Raw genomic sequence first — 22,540 nt, forward strand, 5'->3', positions numbered from 1 at the left:
CACCCGCATACCGGGCCATACCGGGCAACCCCCACTTCGACACCGCCGATCCGCATGAAACAACCTTCCGCCTTGTCGGCGCTCGTCGAAGCGCTGCGTGTGCTGCCCGGTGTCGGGCCTAAATCCGCGCAACGCATGGCGTACCACCTGATGCAGCACGATCGCGACGGCGCTGAAAAACTCGGCCGCTCGTTGTTGTTCGCGACTGAACATCTGCAGCACTGCGAGAAGTGCAACACTTTTACCGAAGCGCAGATCTGCGAGGTCTGCCTCGATGAGGAGCGCGATCCAACGTTGTTGTGCGTCGTCGAGACGCCCGCCGACCAGATCATGCTCGAACAGACGATGACCTATCGCGGTCTCTATTTCGTGCTGATGGGGCGGCTCAGTCCGCTCGACGGCATCGGTCCGAAGGAGATCCATTTCGATCGCCTGGTCAAGCGCGCGTCGGATGGCATCGTCAAGGAAGTCGTGCTCGCAACCAATTTCACCAATGAAGGCGAGGCCACCGCGCATTACCTCGGGCAGACGCTCAAGGCGCGCGGTCTTGCCGTGACGCGCCTCGCGCGCGGCGTGCCAGTGGGCGGCGAACTCGAGTACGTCGACGCCGGCACGATCGCCCGCGCGATGCTCGACCGGCGCTCGATGTAACGCAAAGCGCCACGTCGCCGCGCCTGCAAGGCCTGAGCGAGCTGCGCGAGACCGATCCGCAACGCCTCGCGCCGCGCCTCTTCAAGAACAGAACACAGAGGAGACATATGAGCGTCACCCCAGACCCCAAGGCCACCGCCACACCTCAAGGCCCGCTTGCCGGCGTCAAGGTGCTCGAGCTCGGCACGCTGATTGCCGGTCCGTTCGCCGCACGCTTTCTCGGCGAGTTCGGCGCCGACGTCATCAAGATCGAAGATCCCAAAGGCGGCGATCCACTGCGCAAATGGCGCAAGCTTTATCCGGAAATCGGCGGCACCTCGCTATGGTGGGCCGTGCAGGCGCGCAACAAGAAATCCGTCACGATCAATCTGAAAGCCGAAGAGGGCAAGGAGATCGTGCGGCGTCTGGCGAAAGAAGCCGATATCGTCGTTGAAAATTTCCGGCCAGGATTGTTGGAGAAGCTCGGGCTCGGTTATGACGTTTTGTCGGCGGAGAACCCTGGGCTCGTGATGGTGCGTCTGTCCGGCTACGGCCAGACCGGGCCGTATCGCGACCGGCCTGGATTCGGAGCGATCGCCGAATCGATGGGCGGGTTGCGCCACATCACCGGTTATCCGGATTTGCCGCCGCCGCGCATCGGTATTTCGATCGGCGATTCGATTGCCGCGCTGCACGGCGTGATCGGCGCGTTGATGGCGCTGCATCACAAGCAGGTGAACGGCGGCAAAGGGCAGGTCGTCGACGTCGCGCTGTACGAGGCGGTCTTCAACATGATGGAGAGCGTGGTGCCGGAGTACGGTGTGTACGGCATGGTGCGCGAGCGCACCGGCGCGTCGCTGCCGGGCATCGTGCCGTCGAACACGTATCCTTGTCGCGACGGCAGCATCGTGATTGGCGGCAACAGCGATCCGATCTTCAAGCGTTTGATGATCGCGATCGAACGCGAAGACCTGGCGAACGATCCAGCCTTGGCGCACAACGATGGCCGCGTGCCACGAACCCAGGAAATCGACGGCGCGATCGCCGCGTGGCTCGCCACGCGCACCATCGACGAAGCGCTTGCCGTGCTGAACGCCGCTGACGTGCCGGTCGGCCGCATTTACAGCGTCGCAGACATGTTTACCGATCCGCAATTCATTGCGCGCCAGATGATCCAGCGCTTCAAGTGGCAGGACGGTCAGGAAATCACACTGCCTTCGGTGACGCCGAAGCTCTCGGCAACCCCCGGCGAGACGCGCTGGTTAGGCCCGGAACTGGGTGAACATACCGATGAAGTCCTGCAATCGCTAGGTTATGATTCTGACCACATTGCAAGGTTGCACGCGCAACAAGTTGTGTAAGTGAGCGTCGCGACAAAAAGACAACAAAAATTTGGAGACGACAGACCATGCAACGCAGAACCTTCCTCGCCGGTACCGCCGCACTCGCGGGCGCCACGTTCGCTGCCACGCCGCTCGCATTCGCGCAGGGCAAACCTGAAACCAGCAAGGTGGCGATTGCCGTCGGCGGCAAGAACCTCTTCTATTACTTGCCGCTCACGATTGCCGAGCGCCGCAATTACTTCAAGGACGAAGGGCTCGACGTCGAAATCTCGGATTTCGCCGGCGGCTCGCAAGCACTGAAGGCGGCAGTCGGCGGCAGCGCGGACGTGGTTTCTGGCGCGTTTGAGCACACTTTGCTGTTGCAGGCGCAAAAGCAGTTGTTCCGCGAATTCGTGCTGCAAGGGCGCGCCCCGCAGATCGTGCTCGCGGTGTCGAAGAAGGCGATGCCGAACTACAAGTCGATCGCGGATCTGAAGGGCAAGAAAATCGGCGTAACCGCGCCGGGGTCGTCGACCTCGATCATGGCCAGTTTCGTGCTCGCGAAAGCCGGATTGACCGCGAAAGACGTCGCGTTCATCGGTGTGGGCGCTGGCGCGGGTGCGATCGCGGCGCTCCAGTCGGGGCAGATCGATGCCATCGCCAATCTCGACCCGGTGATGACCAAACTCGAGCGCACCGGCGAGATTCGCGTGGTGTCGGACACGCGTACGCTGGCCGACACGCGCAGCGTGTTCGGTGGCGATATGCCGGCAGGTTGCCTGTACGCGTCGCAGAGCTTCATCACGAAGAATCCGAACACCACCCAGGCGCTGACCAATGCGATGGTGCGTGCACTCAAGTGGTTGCAAACGGCGACCGGCAGCGAGCTGATCAACACGGTGCCGGAGGGCTATCTGCTCGGCGACCGCGCGGTGTATCTGGACGCGTGGCAGCACGTCAAGGAGGCGATGTCGCCGGATGGCCTGATGCCCGCCGATGGCCCGGCCACGTCGCTGAAGACCTTGCAGACATTCGATCCGAATGTGCAGGGCAAGCCGATCGATCTGTCGAAGACATGGACCAACGACTTCGTCAAGAAAGCGCTGGCGACGGTCAAGGCCTAAGCGCCGTCAGTGTGGGGCCGGGAGCGGCACATGCCGCTCTCGCCTCGACCACGGCCGTCATGACGGCATGACAAACTGAAACCGATCTTCGAAGCGAGTCGAACGATGACCGTTGCCGCCCTGGCGCTCGACAACATCACCTGCACGTTTGCTGCGCGGGACAACCGCGCACAGCGCTATACGGCGGTCAAGGACACGACCTTGCGCATCGCGCCGGGCGAATTCGTTTCGGTGGTCGGCCCGACCGGTTGCGGCAAATCCACGTTGCTGAACGTCGGCGCGGGTTTGCTGGGACCATCTTCGGGAACGGTCAGTGTGTTTGGCGAGCCGCTCAAGGGGATCAACCGGCGCGCCGGCTATATGTTCCAGGCCGATGCACTGATGCCGTGGCGCTCGGCCATCGACAACGTGATGGCCGGCCTCGCATTTCATGGCGTGCCGCAAGCCGAAGCCCGCAGCAAAGCCGAAGAGTGGTTGAAGCGCGTCGGCCTCGGCGGTTTCGGCGACCGCTATCCGCATCAATTGTCGGGCGGCATGCGCAAGCGCGTCGCGATGGCGCAGACGTTGATTCTCGATCCGGACATCATCCTCATGGACGAGCCGTTTTCGGCGCTCGATATCCAGACGCGTCAGCTGATGGAAAACGAGCTGCTCGACCTGTGGGCGGCCAAACGCAAAGCGGTGCTGTTCATCACGCACGATCTCGACGAAGCGATCTCGATGTCCGACCGTGTGGTGGTGCTGTCAGCGGGGCCGGGCACGCATCCGATCGGCGAATTCACGATCGATCTGCCGCGCCCGCGCGACGTCGCCGAGATTCGCGCACATCCGCGTTTCGTCGAGTTGCATGCACAGATCTGGAGCGTGCTGCGCGATGAGGTGCTCAAGGGTTACCAGCAGCAACTCACGGCCGTTTAATCGCGGTTCCCGGCTGCGTCCTGTTCTTGCGTTCGCTAGCTGCGCTCAGTCGTTGCGTCGATCAATCGTCTAAGGCAAACCGAGTCATGTGGAAGACGTTGCGCCCGAACCGGGCGAACCTGGTGATCTGGCAGTGGCTGCTGCTCGTGCTGTGCTTCGTGCTCTGGTACGTGCTGACCAGTCCGACACTGCTGCCGGCATTCTATTTCGACGACCCGAACAAGGCGGCGTTCTTCTTCGGCGAGCCGCAGAAGGTGCTGCAGCGCATCTGGGAGTGGTTCACGGGCGGCGAAATCTATCTGCACCTGTGGATCACACTGGTCGAAACGGTGCTCGCGTTTGTGCTCGGCACCGCGCTGGGGCTCGGGGTCGGTCTGTGGCTGGCGCTGTCGCCGCTCGCGAGCGCGCTTTTCGATCCGTACATCAAGGCCGCCAACTCGATGCCGCGCGTGATTCTCGCGCCGATCTTCGGGGTGTGGTTTGGCCTCGGCATCTGGTCGAAGGTGGCGCTGGGCGTCACGCTGGTGTTCTTTATCGTGTTCTTCAACGTCTACCAGGGCGTGAAGGAAGTGAGTCCAGTCGTGCTCGCCAACGCGCGCATGCTCGGCGCGAACCGCAAGCAGTTGCTGCGGTTTGTCTATCTTCCGAGCGCGATGAGCTGGGTGTTTTCGAGCCTGCATACTTCGGTGGGCCTGGCGTTCGTCGGCTCGGTGGTGGGGGAATATCTCGGTTCGGCGCGCGGCGTCGGTTATCTGATTCTGCAAGCCGAAGGCACCTTCGATATCAACACCGTGTTCGCCGGGATTCTGGTGTTGACCGCGTTCGCGCTGATTCTCGATGCCATCGTCGGGCTTGGCGAGCGGCGGCTGATGAAGTGGCAGCCGAAGTCGGGTGATACGGAAAAGCTTTAGGCCCGCAACGGGCGAGCCTGGCAAGCGCAGGACGCGTCCCGCGAGGGTGGGGCTCAAGGCCGGCACGGTTCAATGAGTCTGGCGCACCGCTAGCTCGTGGGCCAACAAACGCATGGCTTGGCAGGTGTAAGCTCCATCGTCCCAAAGGCTCAGCAAAAAACGGCGTGAGGTTGTCGACCTCGCGCCGTTTTCTTTCCCGCTCAAAGCAGCGCCGCTTCAGCGCTCACCTGCTAAGGCGTAATCACCACCTTCCCGATCACCCGTCGCTCCGCCATATCGCGCAACGCGCGGCCGGTGTCTTCGAGAGAATAACGTTCCGACACATAGGGCTTGAGCTTGCCCTCGCCGATCCAGCCGGTCATCTGCTCGAACGCGGCGTGATTGCGCTGCGGCTCGCGTTTCGCAAAGTCGCCCCAGAACACGCCGACCAGACTTGCGCCTTTGAGCAGCGTCAGGTTGAGCGGCAACTTCGGGATTTCGCCGTTTGCAAATCCGACCACCAGATAACGCCCGCGCCAGCCGATGCTGCGAAACGCCGGTTCCGCGTACACCCCGCCGACCGGATCGTAGATCACGTCCGGACCCTTGCCACCGGTCAGCGTCTTGATGCGCTCGCGCAAGTCTTCCGTGCTGTAGTTAATGGTGGCGTCCGCACCATGCTTCACGCAGGTGGCGAGCTTCTCGTCGCTCGATGCCGCTGCGATCACGCGTGCGCCGAGCGCCTTGCCGATCTCGACCGCGGCCAGCCCAACGCCGCCTGCCGCGCCCAACACCAGCATCGTCTCACCGGCCTTCAACTGGCCTCGATCGACCACCGCATGATGCGACGTGCCATAGGCGAGCGTGAACGCCGCAGCCAACTCGAATTCGACGCCGTCGGCCAGCGGCACGCACGCCTCGACCGGCGCCAGCGCCTGCTCGGCAAACCCGCCCGAGCCGGTGAATGCGACCACCCGTGAGCCGGGCTTGAACTGCGTCACACCAGCACCGACCGCGCGCACGACGCCCGCGACTTCCGAGCCGGGCGTAAAGGGCAGGGGTGGTTTGAACTGGTATTTGTTCTCGATGATCAGCACATCGGGAAAATTGACGGCCGCGGCCTTGACGTCGATCACGACGTGGCCGGGCGGCGGCTCGAGGTCCGGCAGATTTTCGACGACCAGGCTCTCCGGCGGCCCGTATTGATTACAGCGAATCGCGCGCATCGTGTCTCCATATCGATCAAGGTCCCCCAAGAGAATTTCCTTCGGGGCGTCGCAAGCATTCTGAGTGTAAAACAATCCGCACGATCGTGCGTTTTTATTGCTCGCAGCCTGGTGCCTGCGCGATCGATACCCGTCGGCGAAGGGCCCGGCGCGTGCGCTTTGCATGTGATGCGCGCACCGCCTGCCGTGTCGTTCGCGTGCCTTCTTTCCTCGGTTACAATCGCCGCATGCGAATCCTACTCAGCAATGACGACGGCTACCTGGCGCCCGGCCTTGCGGCGCTTTACGAAGCGCTCAAACCGATCGCGGACGTCACCGTGATGGCCCCCGAGCAGAACTGCAGCGGCGCGTCCAATTCCTTGACGCTGTCGCGCCCGCTTTCGGTGCTGCGCTCGGCGAACGGTTTCTACTACGTCAACGGCACGCCAACCGACTCGGTGCATATCGCGCTGACCGGCATGCTGGACCACACGCCGGACCTCGTCGTCTCGGGCATCAACAACGGCCAGAACATGGGCGAGGACACGCTCTATTCGGGCACCGTCGCCGCCGCCACCGAAGGCATCATGTTCGGTGTGCCGGCCATCGCCTTCTCGCTGGTCGACAAAGACTGGGTGCATCTCGAAGACGCAGCGCGTGTTGCTGCCGAGATCGTCGCGCATTACCTCAAACAACCGTTGCCGGGGCATCCGCTCCTGAACGTCAATATTCCGAACCTGCCGTACGAGCAACTCGGCGGTTGGCATATCACGCGGCTTGGCAAGCGGCATCCGTCGCAGCCGGTGATCCGCCAGACCAACCCGCGCGGCGAACCGATCTACTGGATCGGCCCGTCGGGCAGCGCGCGCGATGCGAGCGAAGGCACGGATTTTCACGCCGTCGCCAACGGCCAGGTGTCCATCACGCCGTTGCAGCTCGATCTGACCCACACGCAAATGCTGCCCGCAGCGCGCGACTGGGCGCGCGCCGGCAACAGCGCTTCATGACCAGCGAGCGCGCAAAGCGCTTTCCGCTCGGTCTCGAGGATCTGGTGCGCGAACCGCGCCGACCCGAAGGGCGGCCGGGCGAAGTGCGCGCGGCGGTACTCGCCGCAAGCGCGGCACTGAACGCACGCCAGCAACCGGCGAAGAACTCGCCGCTCGGCTCCGCCGGAAAGACCCAGGCGAAGCCGCCGGCGCGGGCGCAGACCCAACCGCAAGCGACGCCGCAAGCAAAGCCTCAGGCTAAGGCTCCAATCAAGGCACCGGTGAACGCGTCAGTTAGCCCGCAGGCCAAGTCGCAAGCAAAACCGCAGGCCAAACCACACGCAACAGCCGTCGCTCAAGGTTTGGCCGTGCGCGTCGCGCCAAAACCGGCGCCGGTGAACAAGGCCGCCGCCAAACTCAACGAGCGCGCCGCTGTGCCGAACGTCGCGTTGAACGGTGCTTTAGCGCTGACTTCGGAACGGGTTCGCGAACGGATGGTCGAACGCCTGCGTGCGAACGGCGTGACCGATCAGCGCGTGTTGAACGCGATGTCGGTGGTGCCGCGTCACATGTTCGTCGACCCGGGTCTCGCGGCCCAGGCCTATGAAGATGCCGCGTTGCCGATCGGCCATCACCAGACGATTTCCAAGCCCTCCGTAGTGGCGCGGATGATTGAACTGGCGGCCGCCGGCCGCGCGTTGAACAACGTGCTCGAAATTGGCACCGGGTGCGGCTACCAGGCGGCGGTGCTGAGCCAGGTTGCGCGGGACGTCTACTCGATCGAACGCATCAAGCCGCTGTCCGAACGCGCGAAGACAAACTTGCGTCCGCTGCGCATTCCGAACATCCGGCTGCACTACGGCGATGGCCGCCTGGGGCTGCCGTCGGCGGCGCCGTTCGATGCGATCGTGATCGCCGCGGCCGGGCTCGATGTACCGCAAGCATTACTTGAACAACTCGCGATCGGCGGCCGTCTGGTCGCGCCGGTCGGCTCGCAGGAAGGCCAGAACCAGGTGCTGACTCTGGTCGAGCGCCTCGGACCCGCGCAGTGGCGCGAGTCGCGGCTTGATCGCGTTTTCTTTGTACCCTTAAAATCCGGAGTGATTTGACACCGATGAGTATGTTGCGCGCGATGCAAAGAACCAGACTGAATATCCCCATGACCGTAACCCAGCGTAGCGTGTGCGTGCTCGCCTTGTCCCTGTTGATGTCGGCTTGTGCGACCCGCCTCGACCAGGCACCGGTCGTCGACCGCTCCGGCAGCGGCGCGCTCGGCACGCAAGCCGCGCAGCAGCCGGCTGTCCCGCTCGGGCCGCCCCCGCCGGGCTACTATCGCGTGAAGCCGGGCGATACGCTGTATCGGATCGCGTTGGAGAACGGCCAGAATTACCGCGATATCTCGACGTGGAACAATCTCACTAACCCGAATCAGATCGAAGTCGATCAGTTGCTGCGTGTCGTGCCGCCGGGCGCGAACACCGCCGCACTGACGCCGGGTGTGTCGACGGCGCCGATCGGCAGCGGTGGTGCGGTGCAGAGCGCACCGCTTGGCAGCACGCCGCCGTCGGCAGGCGTCGCGACGCCGCCGATCTATGGTTCGGGTGCGAACAACGCTTCGCTGACGCCGCCGGCCAATCCGGGTGCCGCGAGCGATTCGAGCGCCGGCGCATCGGGCAACGTCGCGTTTGCATGGCCGGTGCGGGGGCCGATGCTCGGCACGTTCAACGATTCGACCAACAAGGGGATCAATATCGGCGGCAACGCGGGCGATCCGGTCAAGGCTTCGGCGGATGGACGCGTGGTTTACGCTGGAAATGGGCTGCGTGGTTACGGCAATCTCATTATCATCAAGCATGATGCAACTTATCTCACAGCGTATGCACACAACCGCGCTTTGATGGTAAAAGAGGGAGATGCGGTGACCAAAGGGCAGAAGATCGCTGAGATGGGCAATAGCGATTCCGACCGCGTGATGTTGCATTTCGAAGTTCGCCGCCAGGGTAAACCTGTCGACCCACTGAAGTATTTGCCGCCGCAATAAGCGATACGACCATGCCGAAATCGAAGCGCCGCCCGCCGCAAGCCGAGTCTGAGACGATCAGCCGCGTCACGCCCGCTTCGGTGGAGGACGGCGCTTCGGAAGTGGAAGAAGAGATCGCAGAGGAGCGCGATCTCGACGAACGCCAAGGCGGCGCGGAAGAAGCCGGCGAGGCCCGTGAAGGCGTGAGCGAAGCGCCGCCCGACGCAGACGATTTTCGCGCGCTGCTGCAAGCCGAGCTGACGGCTGACACGATTCAGCATTACCTGAACCGCATTAGCGTCAAGCCGCTTCTGACCGTCGAAGAAGAGCAGAAGTATTCGCGTCTGGCGAAGGCAGGCGAGTTCGAAGCGCGGCAAGTGATGATCGAGCGCAATTTGCGGCTGGTCGTCAGCATCGCGAAGGGTTACCTGAACCGCGGCGTCCCGCTGCTCGATCTGATCGAAGAAGGCAATCTCGGCCTGATGCACGCGATCGAGAAATTCGATCCTACGCGCGGCTTCCGTTTCTCTACCTATGCCACGTGGTGGATTCGCCAGAGCATCGAGCGGGCGATCATGAATCAGGCGCGCACAGTGCGTTTGCCGGTGCACGTGATCCGTGAGCTCAACCAGGTGCTGCGCGCCAAGCGCCATCTGGAAAAAAATTCGATGAATTCCGGCGAAGCGGCCGAGCGCCGCGATGCCAGTATCGACGACATTGCCTATCTGACCGGCAAGACCACCGACGAAGTCACCGACATTCTCGCGCTGAACGAACACACCGCGTCGCTCGACGCGCCGCTCGATCTCGACCCGGCGAGCAGCCTGCTCGATCTGCTGTCCGACGACCAGAGTCAGTCGCCAGATGCCGAAGTGCAGCACCGCGAGCTGGAAACGCTTACGCGTGCGTGGCTCGCGCGGCTGTCGGACAAGCATCGTCATGTGATCGAGCGCCGCTTCGGGCTGAACCACATCGAGCCCGCCACGCTCGAAGAGCTGGCCGACGAAATGGGCCTCACGCGCGAGCGTGTGCGCCAGATCCAACAGGAAGCGCTGGTGCGGCTAAAGCGCTTCTTTGCCTCCAACGGTGTTCGGAAGGACGCCGTTCTATAACCTGATGACACCGATTCTTGTTTTCGACATCGAGACGATTCCCGATGTCGCCGGCATTCGCCGCCTCGAAGACTTGCCTGCCACGCTGAGCGACGCCGAAGTCGCCGAGCACGCTTTTGCGGCGCGGCGCGAAAAGACCGGCGGCGATTTCCTGCCGCACCACCTGCAACGGATCGCGGCGATTTCCTGTGTGTTCCGCGACAACAACGGTTTCCGGGTGCGCTCGCTCGGCACGCTGGAAGACGGCGAGGCGGCGCTCGTGCAGTCGTTTTATCGCGTGATCGAAAAGTACACGCCGCAGCTCGTGTCGTGGAACGGCGGCGGGTTCGACTTGCCGGTGCTGAATTACCGCGCGCTGATCAACGGCATCCCGGCCTCCCGTTTCTGGGACCTCGGCGAGGATGACCGCGAGTTCAAGTGGAACAACTACATCAGCCGCTACCATGCGCGTCACACCGATCTGATGGACGTGCTGGCGATGTATCAGGCGCGCGCCAATGCGCCGCTCGACGCGCTCGCGAAGATGTGCGGGTTCCCAGGCAAGATGGGGATGGACGGCAGCCAGGTATGGCACGCGTACCAGGAAGGCCGCATCGAGGAAATCCGCAATTATTGCGAGACCGACGTCGTGAATACCTACCTGTTGTATTGCCGCTTCCAGTTGATCCGCGGCGCGTTTTCCGCCGAAGAGTATGCGGATGAAATCAACCTGGTCAAAAATGCGCTGGCGCTGGAAACGGCGCCGCAATGGGCCGAGTATCTGGCTGCATTCGATCAGTAGGCCGCCAGCCGGTCTTGTGGCGAAACGCCGCGCGGGCTAATCCCGTTCGAGGCGCCAGCCGCGCCGAATCCTTGGCGAGTGCGGCGCTTCGTCTACAATCTCGCCTTTCCCCAAGTTTGTCAGGAAGTCGCAGGTGTCCCGAACTGCCCCCCAACGTCGTTCGCCCAAGCGCCAGAAGGCGCCCGCTCCAGTCAAAGCGCGTGTCGTCACCGGCAATGAGCCGATCATCGAAATCGTTTCGCTCGATATGGAAGCGCGCGGCGTGGGCCGCGTCGAGAGCGAAGACGGCACGCCCGGCAAGGTGATTTTTGTCGAAGGCGCGTTACCCGGCGAGCGTGTCAGCTACTCGACGCATCGCAGCAAGCCGAAATTCGAGCAGGCTGAAGTCGTCCAGGTGTTCCGCGAAAGCGTGCTTCGCACCAAGCCGAAATGCACCTACTTCGATGTCTGCGGCGGCTGTTCGATGCAGCATCTCGACATCCGCGCCCAGATCGCCGTCAAGCAGCGCGTGCTCGAAGACGATTTCCAGCACCTGGCGAAGCTGCGCCCGGAGACGGTATTCCGGCCGATTCAGGGGCCGGCCTGGGGTTATCGCTACCGCGCGCGTCTGGCTGTGCGCTATCTGCCGGAAAAGGGCGGCATGCGCGTCGGCTTCTACGAGAAGAAGAGCGGCAATATCGCCGACATGAAGACCTGCGAGGTGCTGCCGCCGCATGTGTCGGCGATGCTGATGCCGCTGCGCTTCATGATCCGCAAGCTGTCGATTTACGATCGTATGCCGCAGATCGAGCTCGCGGTCGGCTCGTCAGTCACGGCGCTGGTGCTGCGCAATCTCGCGCCGCTCACCGCCGCCGACGAACAGGTGCTACGCGATTTCGCCGACGAGCACAAGGTGCAGTGGTGGCTGCAGCCGGGCGCTGCTGACACGGTCACACCGTTCTATCCGCTCGACGCGCAGCTCGACTACACGCTGCCGGAGTTCAACATCCGGATGCCGTTCAAGCCGACCGATTTCACCCAGGTGAATCACGCGATCAATCGCGTGCTGGTGAGCCGCGCGCTGCGTCTGCTGGCCCCGGCCAGCACTGACCGCGTGCTCGATCTGTTTTGCGGAATCGGCAACTTCACGCTGCCGCTCGCGCGGATTTCGAAGGAAGTGGTGGGTATCGAAGGCAGCGACGTGCTGACTTCGCGCGCGCTTGCCAATGCCGAACTGAACGGTGTGGCGGGCCACACGTCGTTTGCCTGCCGCAACCTGTTCGAAGTCACCGCCGACGACATGCGCGCCCTCGGTCATTTCGACAAATTCCTCATCGACCCGCCGCGCGAAGGCGCGCTGGCTGTCGCCAAGGCGCTCGTGGAGATCGCGCAGAGCGGCAATGGGCCGCTGCCCGGGCGCATCGTCTACGTGTCGTGCAACCCGGCGACGCTCGCACGCGATGCGAGTCTGCTGGTGCATGATGCGGGCTACCGGCTGGTCGGCGCGGGTGTGGTGAACATGTTCCCGCACACCTCGCATGTGGAGTCGATTGCGTTGTTCGAGCGGGACTGAGCGCCTGTTGCCAGCTTGTGGTGCATAGATGGGCTGGCGGCGCTCCACAAACAGAAACGCCACGACCGAAGTCGTGGCGTTTTTGTTTAAAGCCTTTATGTTGAAAACGTCCGGTCGAGGCTTAGAACTGCCACCACGACTTTTCCTTACCCGGCCTTGCGTGGCCCGTGATGTACGGACTGTCGGGGAAGGTGCCAGCCAGAATACGCTTCGTGTCGTCGGCGAGTTGTGGCTGATTCAGCTTCTCGTACGACAGCATCATGATGTGCAGTGCGTCTTCGATAGCCGGCGCGTTCTTGTATTCCTTCAACGCCAGTTGCGCGCGGTTGATCGCAGCGACGTAGGCGCCACGGCGGTAGTAATAATCCGCCGCATGGACTTCGTGCGCCGCCAGTGCGTTCACGATATAGCGCATGCGTTGCGCGGCGTCCGGCGCATACTTGCTGTTCGGGTATTTGTCGACCACGATCTTGAACGCGTCGTACGACTCGCGCAGCGACTTCGGATCGCGCTCGCTCATGTCCTGGCCGGAGAAGCGGCCGAACAGACCGAGGTCGTCGTTGAAGTGAATCATGCCCTTCAGGTAGTACGCGTACGCGATGTCCGGGTGATCCGGGTGCAGCTGGATGAAGCGGTCGATTGCCTGGTCGGCGGCGGCGTTTTCGTTGTCTTTCCAGTTGCAATACGCAACGTTGATCTGCGCTTGCTGTGCAAAGTGGCCGAACGGATCACGGCCTTCGAGCATCTCGAAATACTTGGCGCACTTGCCGAAATCACCACCGGTCAGGGCGTCGTTCGCCTCCGTATATAATTTGTTGTTGTTCCACGTAGCCGTCTCGTCGGTTTTTTCCGGCAGGCCGTGGCAAGCCGCAACAACGGCGACGGCTGCGGCGCACGCAATGTATCCGGCCACTTTCCGGGCCGCCTTCTTGATGGCCGCCAAATTGATCGCCGCTTTAGTGATGGTGTTCAAGGCTCGCATTTTCCAGTCTAGCTTTACGTCCAGGTGACCCAGACTCAATGACCCGCTCAAATACTCCAGGCGCCTCAACCGGTGCCGGGAATAGCAACAAAGATTATAGCGTAAGCGCTGACCCCTCCGACGCGTTGGGCGTCGATTCACTCGACGACGATCTCGGCAGCGACGCGCTCGCCTCCGGCGGCCTGCCAAGCAGGGTGCCGACGGTGGCGAGCCCCGTGGCGGACGAGTCGCCGCGCAGCGTCGTCGTACCCGACGAAATGGCCGGCGAACGCCTCGACAAGGTGCTCGCCCGCGTGTTTCCGGAGTTTTCACGCAACCGGCTGCAAAGCTGGATCGAGTCGGAGCGGGTGCGCATCGACGGCAAACCGGCGAAGATTCGTCAGCCGGTGCCGCTTGGCGCCACCATCGAGCTCGTGCCCGATTTGCTGCCTGAGCAGCTCGCGTTCACACCCGAGCCGGTGCCGCTCGAGATCGTCTACGAGGACGACACGCTGGTGGTCATCAACAAGCCGGCCGGCATGGTCGTGCATCCGGCTGCGGGCAACTGGAGCGGCACCGTCCTGAACGGTCTGCTATACCGCTACGGCGACGCTGCGGCGGGCCTGCCGCGTGCCGGCATCGTCCACCGGCTCGACAAGGAAACGTCTGGCCTGATGGTGGTGGCGCGCACGCTCGAGGCGCAGACCGATCTGGTGCGCCAGCTTCAGGCGCGCACGGTGAAGCGCCGTTATCTCGCGCTGGTGTGGGGCAACATGCCCGAAGAAGGCACGATCGACGCGCCGATCGGCCGCGATCCGCGTGAACGCACACGCATGGCGGTGGTGACGAGCGCATCGGGCAAAGCGGCCCGCACGCATTTCCGGCGCGTGGATACGGCGATCTGGCAGCGTCAGCCGGTCACCGCGATCCATTGCGATCTCGAAACTGGCCGGACCCATCAGATTCGCGTGCATTGCGCGCATATCGGCCATCCACTGCTCGGCGATCCGGTCTATGGGCGTGCACGCGGCAAGCGCTCGGTGACGCCGCTGCCGGACGGTTTCGCGCGTCAGGCGCTGCATGCATGGCGTCTAGGCCTGATCCATCCGCGAACGGGCCGGACCATGCAATGGCGCGCCGATGCGCCGGAAGACATGCAGGTGCTGTCGGCGGCCCTTGGCCTCGGGCGTGACGATGCGGGCGAGTTCGACGAGACGTACTATGAGGAAGAGGACTACGACGCCTCGTTGGACGATGATTCCGACGAAGACGCAGCCCACGGCGACGGCGATTACGACGAAGGCGACGACGAGGACGGTCACGCATGAGCTTGCCCCAGCTGAGCTTTGCCGATGTTGTGCAACCCGCGTGGAACGTGTCGCCGCGGGTGCGCGCGCTTGTCACCACGCGCAACGGCGGCGTGAGCGAGCCGCCGTTCGGCCGCTGGCAGGATGGTGCGGACCAGCCCGGCGGCCTGAATCTGGGGATGAAAACCGGTGACGACCCCGCCTCGGTCGCGACCAATCGCGCACGGCTGCTGAATCTGGCGGGCGTAGGCGAGGCCGCATGGCTCGAACAGATTCACGGCGCCGGCATCGTGCGCGCTGAAGATGTGCTCGCACAGGCTCGCGCAATTGGCACGCCAACACGTGCCGATGCCAGCGTCACCGATCGGCCCGGCACGGTGTGTGTCGTGATGGTGGCCGATTGCATGCCGGTGCTGTTGTGCGACGAAGCGGGCCGCGCGGTCGGTGCGGCCCATGCCGGATGGCGTGGGCTGGCGGCGGGAATCGTCGAGCAGACCGCGCAGCGCGTCGCCGGCCTTGCCGGCGTGGAGGCCGCGTCGTTGCACGCCTACCTCGGCCCGGCGATCGGGCCGGACGTCTTCGAGGTGGGGGCAGATGTGCGTGACGCCTTCATGAACGGCGTGGACGGCGCGCAACGCGAAGCCACCGCGAATGCGTTCGTTACGCATCCGCAAAACCCCGGCAAATATCTGGCCGATCTTGCCGCGCTGGCGCGCTTGCGCTTGCAACGGCTCGGCGTGACGCGCATTGTCGGCGGCGATCTGTGTACGGTCACGCAACGTGAGCGTTTCTATTCCTATCGCCGCGATCGCGAGACCGGCCGCATGGCTGCGCTGATCTGGCTGGACGATCAGGCGCAGACGATTGCGGAATAGAGTAGGTAGCCGCTGTCGCGCCCGCTACGGCGGGCGCGACGTCGTCCTGCGAGCACGCGTATGAGGGTTTATTCGGAGGCGCGGCACACTTTTTTGCTGCGCTGCCGGAATGAGCTGCCCTTGCGTGAATCTGCCACCAAAAGTGTTTGCGGGCGAACGGATAAATACACATAAACCCATGCAATATGGACGCTTTTTTCGCATGCGTCGGCCCTTATCAATCCATGTCCCGAAAGCGCGATCTGCTACACAGGGAAAACGATAATTAAAAAACTATCGCACTGCGGCAAAATCGGGAACAAGCATTGACATGCCTTGCGATGGGGAGCAAGAATGTTCCTCACAGCTCCTCGTACATGGGACAGGGCGTGACGAGGTTGCGAGCAATCGCCCACGTGCGCATGAACCTGCCTCTCAACCCGTCCGCAAGGACTTACCGGTAAAAGCAGGTATGGCAGCATCACATTCCTCGGCTTCCCCCAGCACGGACTCCTCGACGGAGCATACGCAGCAGGCCGGTACGAGCGGCGCAACGTCAGCCGCAGGCATGCAGCAATTATTCGACGCCTGGATGAACGCATGGCGTTCGCTCGGCACGCCGCCCGGCGGCAACGGCGTACCTTTCCCGATGCCGCAAATGCCTCAGATGCCGCAAATGGGCATCCCCCACATGCCGCAAATGGGTCTGCCGCAGATGCCGTCGTTCCCCGGCATGCCTGATTTCAGCAAACTGGCGGCGGGATCCCTGCCGTCATTGCCTTCATTCGCCGGACTCAATATTCCCGCCGCCGCGATTCCGTCGGAGCGTCTACAAAAGCTGCAAGCCGATTATTCGCGTGAGGCGATGGAGCTGATCCAGCAGGCGACAACCTCCACGACGAAAGCGCCCGAACTCAAGGATCGCCGCTTCAGTTCCGACGCGTGGAGTTCGACGCCGGCCTATGCATTTACTGCTGCGTGGTATCTGTTGAACGCACGCTATCTGCAGGAAATGGTCGACGCGCTCGAAACAGAACCGAAGATGCGTGAGCGCGTCCGTTTCGCGGTTCAGCAATGGACCGCCGCGGCATCGCCGAGCAACTTCTTCGCGTTGAATCCGGAAGCGCAAAAGACCTTGCTCGATAGCAAGGGAGAGAGTTTGCGCCAAGGCGTGATGAATCTGCTGGGCGACATGCAGCGTGGCAAGATTTCGCAGACGGACGAATCGCGTTTCGTGGTCGGCGAAAATCTCGCGAACACTGAAGGCTCGGTGGTGTTCGAGAACGACCTCATTCAGTTGATCCAGTACAAGCCGCGCACGGCCACTGTGCGTGAGCGGCCGCTGCTGATCGTGCCGCCTTGTATCAACAAGTTCTACATTCTCGATCTGCAACCGGAGAACTCGCTGGTTGCGCACGGGCTTGATTCGGGCCATCAGGTGTTCCTGATTTCGTGGCGCAACGCGGATGCGTCGATTGCGAGCAAGACGTGGGACGACTACATCGGCGAGGGCGTGCTCAAGGCGATCGACACGGTCTGCAAGATCAGCGGACGCGAGCAGATCAACACGCTTGGTTTCTGCGTGGGCGGCACCATGCTCGCCACGGCGTTGGCGGTGGCGGCAGCGCGCGGCGAGCATCCGGCTGCGTCGATGACCTTGCTCACTGCGATGCTCGACTTCTCGGACACAGGCGTGCTCGACGTGTTCGTCGACGAGTCGCATGTGCAGATGCGCGAGCAGACCATAGGCGGTAAGAACGGCAGCGCGCCCGGGTTGATGCGCGGCATCGAATTCGCCAACACCTTCTCGTTCCTGCGGCCGAACGATCTGGTGTGGAACTACGTCGTCGACAACTATCTCAAAGGTCGCACGCCGGTGCCGTTCGATCTGCTGTATTGGAACAGCGATTCGACCAGTCTGCCGGGACCGATGTATGTCTGGTATCTGCGCAACACGTATCTCGAGAATCGTCTGCGCGAGCCGGGTGCGTTGACCACTTGCGGCGAGCCGGTCGACCTCTCGAAGATCGATGTGCCCACCTTCATCTACGGTTCACGCGAAGACCATATCGTGCCGTGGCAAACCGCGTATGCGTCGGTGCCGCTGCTTTCCGGGCCGCTGAAGTTCGTGCTCGGCGCGTCGGGTCATATCGCGGGGGTGATCAATCCGCCGGCGAAGAAGAAGCGCAACTATTGGACACTGGAAGGCGACGTCAAGACGTTGCCGGAAAGCCCGGACGAATGGCTCGATCAGGCGGCCGATGTGCCAGGCAGCTGGTGGCCCGAATGGACCACGTGGCTCGACCAGTATGGCGGCAAGAAAGTGAAGCCGCGCGCTGCAGCCGGGTCTGCTGAGTTCCCGGTTATCGAGCCGGCGCCGGGGCGTTATGTGCGGCAACGGGAGTAGGCTTTAGCGCGCGCTGAAGGCGCGGGTTGTATGGCGGTATGAATGAGAGCCCGGATATGCAAGGGCGCAGGAGCAACAAGATTTTTAACTTGACGGGCTGCGGCGTATTTAGCCGATGTGCCCGGAGGATATGGAAATGACTGATGTTGTGATCGTATCGGCCGCCCGTACGGCAGTAGGCAAATTCGGTGGGTCGCTGGCGAAGATCGCTGCGCCCGAACTCGGCGCGACGGTGATTCGTGCCGTGCTCGAACGGGCTGGCATGAAGCCTGAGCAGGTCAGCGAAGTCATCCTGGGGCAGGTGCTGACGGCGGGTTCGGGTCAGAACCCGGCGCGTCAGTCGCTGATCAAGGCGGGGCTGCCCGCGGCCGTGCCCGGCATGACGATCAACGTGGTGTGCGGCTCGGGCCTGAAGGCCGTGATGCTGGCGGCCAACGCGATCATCGCGGGCGATGCGGACATCGTGATCGCCGGCGGTCAGGAAAACATGAGCGCCGCACCGCACGTGCTGCCGGGCTCGCGCGACGGTTTCCGCATGGGCGACGCGAAGCTGATCGACTCGATGATCGTCGACGGCCTGTGGGACGTCTACAACCAGTACCACATGGGCGTGACGGCGGAAAACGTCGCCAAGGAATACGGCATCACACGCGAGCAGCAGGACGCGTTCGCGGCGCTGTCGCAGAACAAGGCGGAAGCCGCGCAGAAGTCGGGCCGCTTCAACGACGAAATCGTGCCGGTCGAGATTCCGCAACGCAAGGGCGAGCCGCTGCGTTTCGCAACGGACGAGTTCGTGCGTCACGGCGTGACGGCTGAATCGCTGGCGGGCCTGAAACCGGCTTTCTCGAAGGAAGGCACGGTCACGGCGGCTAACGCGTCGGGTCTGAACGACGGCGCGGCGGCGGTGCTGGTGATGTCGGCGAAGAAGGCTGAAGCGCTCGGCCTCACGCCGCTCGCGCGCATCAAGGCTTACGCCACCTCGGGTCTGGATCCGAAGGTGATGGGGATGGGCCCGGTGCCGGCATCGCGCCGTTGCCTGGAACGTGCAGGCTGGTCGCCGGCCGATCTCGACCTGATGGAAATCAACGAAGCGTTTGCGGCGCAAGCGCTGGCCGTGAATCAGCAGATGGGCTGGGACGCGTCGAAGATCAACGTAAACGGCGGCGCAATTGCGATCGGTCACCCGATCGGTGCGTCCGGTTGCCGGGTTCTCGTCACGCTGCTGCACGAAATGCAGAAGCGCGATGCGAAGAAGGGCTTGGCGTCGCTGTGTATCGGCGGCGGCATGGGCGTAGCATTGGCGCTCGAGCGCGCTTAACAGGCCTCAAGCAGGCTCTGGTCGGTTTTAGCAGGCGGTAAGCAGGGTAGTCGCGCGTCACGTTGCAGGAGGTGGCGCGCGGCGAGCAGTGGCCTCGTCGGCCGGTCGCCCGGCGGCAGTGGAGATGAAGCACCAGGCGAGGGAAGAGGCAGCCGGTCGGCGCCTCGAAAACGATAACGGAGTGTAGTTTATGACACAGCGAATTGCGTACGTAACGGGCGGGATGGGTGGCATCGGCACGAGCATTTGCCAGCGGCTGCACAAAGAGGGCTTCAAGGTGGTCGCAGGCTGTGGCCCGAACTCGCCGCGCCGCGTGAAGTGGCTCGAAGAGCAGAAGGCGCTTGGCTACGATTTCATTGCGTCCGAAGGCAACGTCGGCGACTGGGAATCGACCAAGGCAGCATTCGACAAGGTCAAGGCTGAAGTCGGCGAGGTTGATATTCTGGTGAACAACGCCGGTATCACGCGCGACGTCGTATTCCGCAAGATGACGCACGAAGACTGGACGGCGGTGATCGACACCAACCTGACCAGCCTCTTCAACGTCACCAAGCAGGTGATCGATGGTATGGTCGAGCGCGGCTTTGGGCGAGTCATCAACATTTCGTCGGTGAACGGCCAGAAGGGCCAGTTCGGCCAGACCAACTACTCGACCGCGAAAGCCGGCATTCACGGATTCACGATGTCGCTGGCGCAGGAAGTGGCCACCAAGGGCGTGACAGTCAACACTGTGTCGCCTGGCTACATCGGCACGGACATGGTCAAGTCGATCCGCCCGGACGTGCTGGAAAAGATCGTTGCGACGATTCCGGTGCGCCGTCTCGGTCAGCCGGACGAAATCGGCTCGATCGTGGCATGGCTCGCTTCGGACGAATCGGGTTTCTCCACGGGCGCTGATTTTTCGCTGAACGGCGGATTGCATATGGGCTGAGTGATTGGCGCGCCGCTCACAAGGCAGCGCGCTTCTGCTCAGATGGTTCCGGCGGCGTCTCGACTGTGCAATTGCCCGATTGCGCAGTCGGTATGACGCCGTTTCGGCGCTCAACTTGCGCGCAAAGGCGTTACATGACCACTACTACAAAGAAAACAGCCGAACGACTGATCAAGAAGTATCCGAATCGCCGGCTCTACGATACCGAGACAAGCACGTACATCACGCTGACGGACGTTAAGCAGCTCGTGCTGGATCAGGAGGATTTCAAGGTCATCGATGCGAAGAGCAACGAGGATCTGACGCGCGCCATCCTGTTGCAGATCATTCTCGAAGAGGAGAGCGGCGGCTTGCCGATGTTCTCGTCGTCGATGTTGTCGCAGATCATCCGCTTCTACGGCCATGCGATGCAGGGCATGATGGGCACGTATCTGGAAAAAAATATTCAGGCCTTCATCGACATTCAGGCGAAACTCGCCGACCAGTCGAAAAATCTGTACGAAGGCAAGGCGATGAACCCCGAAGTCTGGTCGCAATTCATGAACATGCAGGCGCCGATGATGCAGGGCATGATGACCAGCTACATCGAACAGTCGAAGAACATGTTCGTGCAGATGCAGGAGCAGATGCAGAACCAGGCGAAATCGATGTTCGCCACCTTCCCGTTCACGCCAGGTGGGCCGGTGAATGCAGCCGGAGCGCCGGCCACGCCAGCTAATCCGCAAACCAATCCGGAACCGGAGAAGAAGTAACGGCGCAGCGCTACGCCGACGTGGCGAGCGCGTCTTTGCGCGTCCGCCGCATGGCCGCGGCGGAGCGGTGTGCACGCCGCCGCGCCACGAGGTGCTGGGTGCACCCGCGGCGACTCGCGCGCAGAGCGCAGCTGACGGGCGCGGTACAATTCTGGGTTGTGTGCGCTGACGTTGTCCCGGTGTGTGGTCCTCGTGGTCTCCTTGATCCTGTCGCCCCTCAGCCCCTGCCGCACCTTCCCCATTTGCCGCCACTGCTGTATCCCAGCCCTACCTATGTCGCACACCCGTTTCCCCCACCGCGCCACGCCTTCGATTCCGAGGGTCGGATTTGTCAGTCTTGGCTGACCGTAAGCTTCGCAACAGCAGCTTAGGCGGCGTTCCCTTATGAGCCGGTTGTTTCTTGCGCCCATGGAAGGGCTTGCGGACTACGTGTTGCGCGATGTGCTGACCAGCACGGGCGGATTCGACGGGTGTGTATCGGAGTTCGTCAGGGTGACGGGCTCGGTGCTTCCCGAGCGTGTTTACGAGAGGGATACGCCTGAAGTCCTCCACGGTGGCCGTACACCTTGTGGCACGCCGATGGTGATCCAGCTGCTCGGCAGCGATCCTGAATGGATGGCGCTGAATGCGGCCCAGGCGGCCAGTCTTTCGCCGCATGGACTCGATCTGAACTTCGGCTGTCCCGCCAAAGTTGTCAACCGGCACGGTGGCGGCGCGATGCTGCTGGCGCACCCTGAACAACTGAACCGGATCGTTTCGTCTGTTCGCGCGGCGGTGCCTGCCGGCATTGCCGTGACAGCAAAAATGCGGCTCGGCGTGTCCGATACGTCGCTCGCGATCGACTGCGCCACGGCGCTGGCAGAAGGCGGCGCGGCCTCCCTCGTCGTGCACGCCAGAACACGCGATCATGGCTACCGCCCACCAGCCCACTGGGAGTGGATCGCGCACATCGACGCCGCCGTGGACGTGCCGGTCATTGCCAACGGAGAAGTCTGGACGGTGGCCGACTGGGAGCGGTGCCGGGCGGTCAGCGGCTGCGAGGACGTGATGATCGGGCGCGGTGCCGTGTCGGATCCTTTCCTGGCCTTGCGGATACGCGGATTGATGGACCGGACGCCTTCCGGGGAGGAGTGGCCGGCTGTCCTCGGTCATCTCGCCGATTACCTGAAAAAACTGCAAGCCCGTGTCGCGGCCCGTCATGAGCACGGACGCGTCAAAATGTGGCTCAGCTATCTGAAGCGGACCTGGCCGCAGGCTGCCGAGCTGCATGCTGCCATCCGGCGTCTGCATGATTCGCGCGAAATTCTTGAAGTGATCGAGCGAGCTCTGGCATTAAACGGTTTGATGCCGGCGCGACAATGCGCGGCCCGCGGCCTGCTCGATCCGGCAACGCCCCGCCACCTGGCAGACTGCACGGTCGCGAGCGCGGTACAATAAAGGGTTGCGTGCGCGGGACGTTGATGGGGCTGT

At 62.9% G+C, this 22,540-nt stretch carries 20 protein-coding genes; 18 read left to right on the forward strand and 2 right to left on the reverse strand.

Features of this window, described 5'->3' with window-relative positions; translation table 11 throughout:
* Positions 1-54: 54 nt before the first annotated feature.
* The 5 genes from recR to KHO31_RS06160 all read left to right on the forward strand — a co-directional run bounded on the left by recR (position 55) and on the right by KHO31_RS06160 (position 4,905).
* Positions 55-651, forward strand: coding sequence for a recombination mediator RecR (gene recR / locus KHO31_RS06140; RefSeq protein WP_172170184.1), 597 nt, complete (start codon positions 55-57; stop codon positions 649-651).
* 107 nt (positions 652-758) lie between these two features.
* Entirely contained in the window at positions 759-1,991 is a 1,233-nt protein-coding gene (locus KHO31_RS06145; RefSeq protein ID WP_201082536.1) for a CaiB/BaiF CoA transferase family protein, read from the forward strand.
* Between the two features lie 47 nt (positions 1,992-2,038).
* Entirely contained in the window at positions 2,039-3,076 is a 1,038-nt protein-coding gene (locus tag KHO31_RS06150; protein ID WP_201082543.1) for an ABC transporter substrate-binding protein, read from the forward strand.
* A gap of 105 nt (positions 3,077-3,181) precedes the next feature.
* Positions 3,182-3,994 carry an ABC transporter ATP-binding protein gene (locus tag KHO31_RS06155; RefSeq protein ID WP_201082545.1) on the forward strand — a complete coding sequence of 271 codons (813 nt, stop codon included), beginning with the start codon at positions 3,182-3,184 and terminating at the stop codon, positions 3,992-3,994.
* 86 nt (positions 3,995-4,080) lie between these two features.
* Positions 4,081-4,905, forward strand: a complete 825-nt coding sequence (locus KHO31_RS06160; protein ID WP_201082547.1) for an ABC transporter permease — start codon at positions 4,081-4,083, stop codon at positions 4,903-4,905.
* A 230-nt stretch (positions 4,906-5,135) separates the two neighbouring features.
* Here the strand turns inward: KHO31_RS06160 and KHO31_RS06165 are convergent, their stop codons facing one another.
* Complete coding sequence (locus KHO31_RS06165) at positions 5,136-6,110, reverse strand: NADPH:quinone oxidoreductase family protein (protein ID WP_211622903.1); 975 nt, start codon at positions 6,108-6,110, stop codon at positions 5,136-5,138.
* A gap of 227 nt (positions 6,111-6,337) precedes the next feature.
* Here KHO31_RS06165 and surE point away from each other — a divergent pair, with 227 nt between their 5' ends.
* The 6 genes from surE (at position 6,338) to rlmD (ending at position 12,540) form a co-directional block, all read left to right on the forward strand.
* Positions 6,338-7,096 carry a 5'/3'-nucleotidase SurE gene (gene surE / locus KHO31_RS06170; protein ID WP_201082551.1) on the forward strand — a complete coding sequence of 253 codons (759 nt, stop codon included), beginning with the start codon at positions 6,338-6,340 and terminating at the stop codon, positions 7,094-7,096.
* Entirely contained in the window at positions 7,093-8,184 is a 1,092-nt protein-coding gene (locus KHO31_RS06175) for a protein-L-isoaspartate(D-aspartate) O-methyltransferase (protein WP_201082553.1), read from the forward strand. Before surE ends, KHO31_RS06175 begins: the two co-directional genes overlap by 4 nt.
* Positions 8,185-8,189: 5 nt before the next feature.
* Positions 8,190-9,116: a peptidoglycan DD-metalloendopeptidase family protein gene (locus KHO31_RS06180; RefSeq protein ID WP_211622904.1), complete on the forward strand. Its 927-nt coding sequence runs from the start codon at positions 8,190-8,192 to the stop codon at positions 9,114-9,116.
* 11 nt (positions 9,117-9,127) lie between these two features.
* Complete coding sequence (gene rpoS, locus KHO31_RS06185; RefSeq protein WP_201082557.1) at positions 9,128-10,207, forward strand: RNA polymerase sigma factor RpoS; 1,080 nt, start codon at positions 9,128-9,130, stop codon at positions 10,205-10,207.
* 4 nt (positions 10,208-10,211) lie between these two features.
* Positions 10,212-10,988, forward strand: coding sequence for a 3'-5' exonuclease (locus tag KHO31_RS06190; RefSeq protein WP_201082559.1), 777 nt, complete (start codon positions 10,212-10,214; stop codon positions 10,986-10,988).
* A gap of 133 nt (positions 10,989-11,121) precedes the next feature.
* Entirely contained in the window at positions 11,122-12,540 is a 1,419-nt protein-coding gene (gene rlmD / locus KHO31_RS06195; RefSeq protein ID WP_201082567.1) for a 23S rRNA (uracil(1939)-C(5))-methyltransferase RlmD, read from the forward strand.
* A gap of 121 nt (positions 12,541-12,661) precedes the next feature.
* Here the strand turns inward: rlmD and KHO31_RS06200 are convergent, their stop codons facing one another.
* Positions 12,662-13,522, reverse strand: coding sequence for an outer membrane protein assembly factor BamD (locus KHO31_RS06200; protein WP_201082569.1), 861 nt, complete (start codon positions 13,520-13,522; stop codon positions 12,662-12,664).
* Between the two features lie 38 nt (positions 13,523-13,560).
* Between KHO31_RS06200 and KHO31_RS06205 the strand changes: the two genes are divergently transcribed.
* From KHO31_RS06205 to KHO31_RS06235, 7 genes are all read left to right on the forward strand, one after another.
* A complete protein-coding gene (locus KHO31_RS06205) occupies positions 13,561-14,829 on the forward strand; it encodes an RluA family pseudouridine synthase (protein ID WP_201082571.1) in 1,269 nt (422 codons plus the stop codon).
* Complete coding sequence (pgeF, locus tag KHO31_RS06210; RefSeq protein ID WP_201082573.1) at positions 14,826-15,683, forward strand: peptidoglycan editing factor PgeF; 858 nt, start codon at positions 14,826-14,828, stop codon at positions 15,681-15,683. Before KHO31_RS06205 ends, pgeF begins: the two co-directional genes overlap by 4 nt.
* Before the next feature lie 547 nt (positions 15,684-16,230).
* On the forward strand, positions 16,231-18,069 hold the full coding sequence (gene phaC / locus KHO31_RS06215; RefSeq protein ID WP_201082664.1) for a class I poly(R)-hydroxyalkanoic acid synthase: 1,839 nt from the start codon (positions 16,231-16,233) through the stop codon (positions 18,067-18,069).
* Between the two features lie 136 nt (positions 18,070-18,205).
* Entirely contained in the window at positions 18,206-19,387 is a 1,182-nt protein-coding gene (locus tag KHO31_RS06220) for an acetyl-CoA C-acetyltransferase (protein WP_201082574.1), read from the forward strand.
* Positions 19,388-19,577: 190 nt separating this feature from the next.
* A complete protein-coding gene (locus KHO31_RS06225) occupies positions 19,578-20,318 on the forward strand; it encodes a 3-ketoacyl-ACP reductase (RefSeq protein WP_074284259.1) in 741 nt (246 codons plus the stop codon).
* 134 nt (positions 20,319-20,452) lie between these two features.
* Positions 20,453-21,070, forward strand: a complete 618-nt coding sequence (gene phaR / locus KHO31_RS06230; protein ID WP_201082581.1) for a polyhydroxyalkanoate synthesis repressor PhaR — start codon at positions 20,453-20,455, stop codon at positions 21,068-21,070.
* Between the two features lie 384 nt (positions 21,071-21,454).
* Entirely contained in the window at positions 21,455-22,507 is a 1,053-nt protein-coding gene (locus tag KHO31_RS06235) for a tRNA dihydrouridine synthase (RefSeq protein WP_201082582.1), read from the forward strand.
* Positions 22,508-22,540 lie beyond the last annotated feature (33 nt).

The sequence above is a fragment of the Paraburkholderia domus genome (assembly GCF_905220705.1).
Taxonomy (GTDB): domain Bacteria; phylum Pseudomonadota; class Gammaproteobacteria; order Burkholderiales; family Burkholderiaceae; genus Paraburkholderia; species Paraburkholderia domus.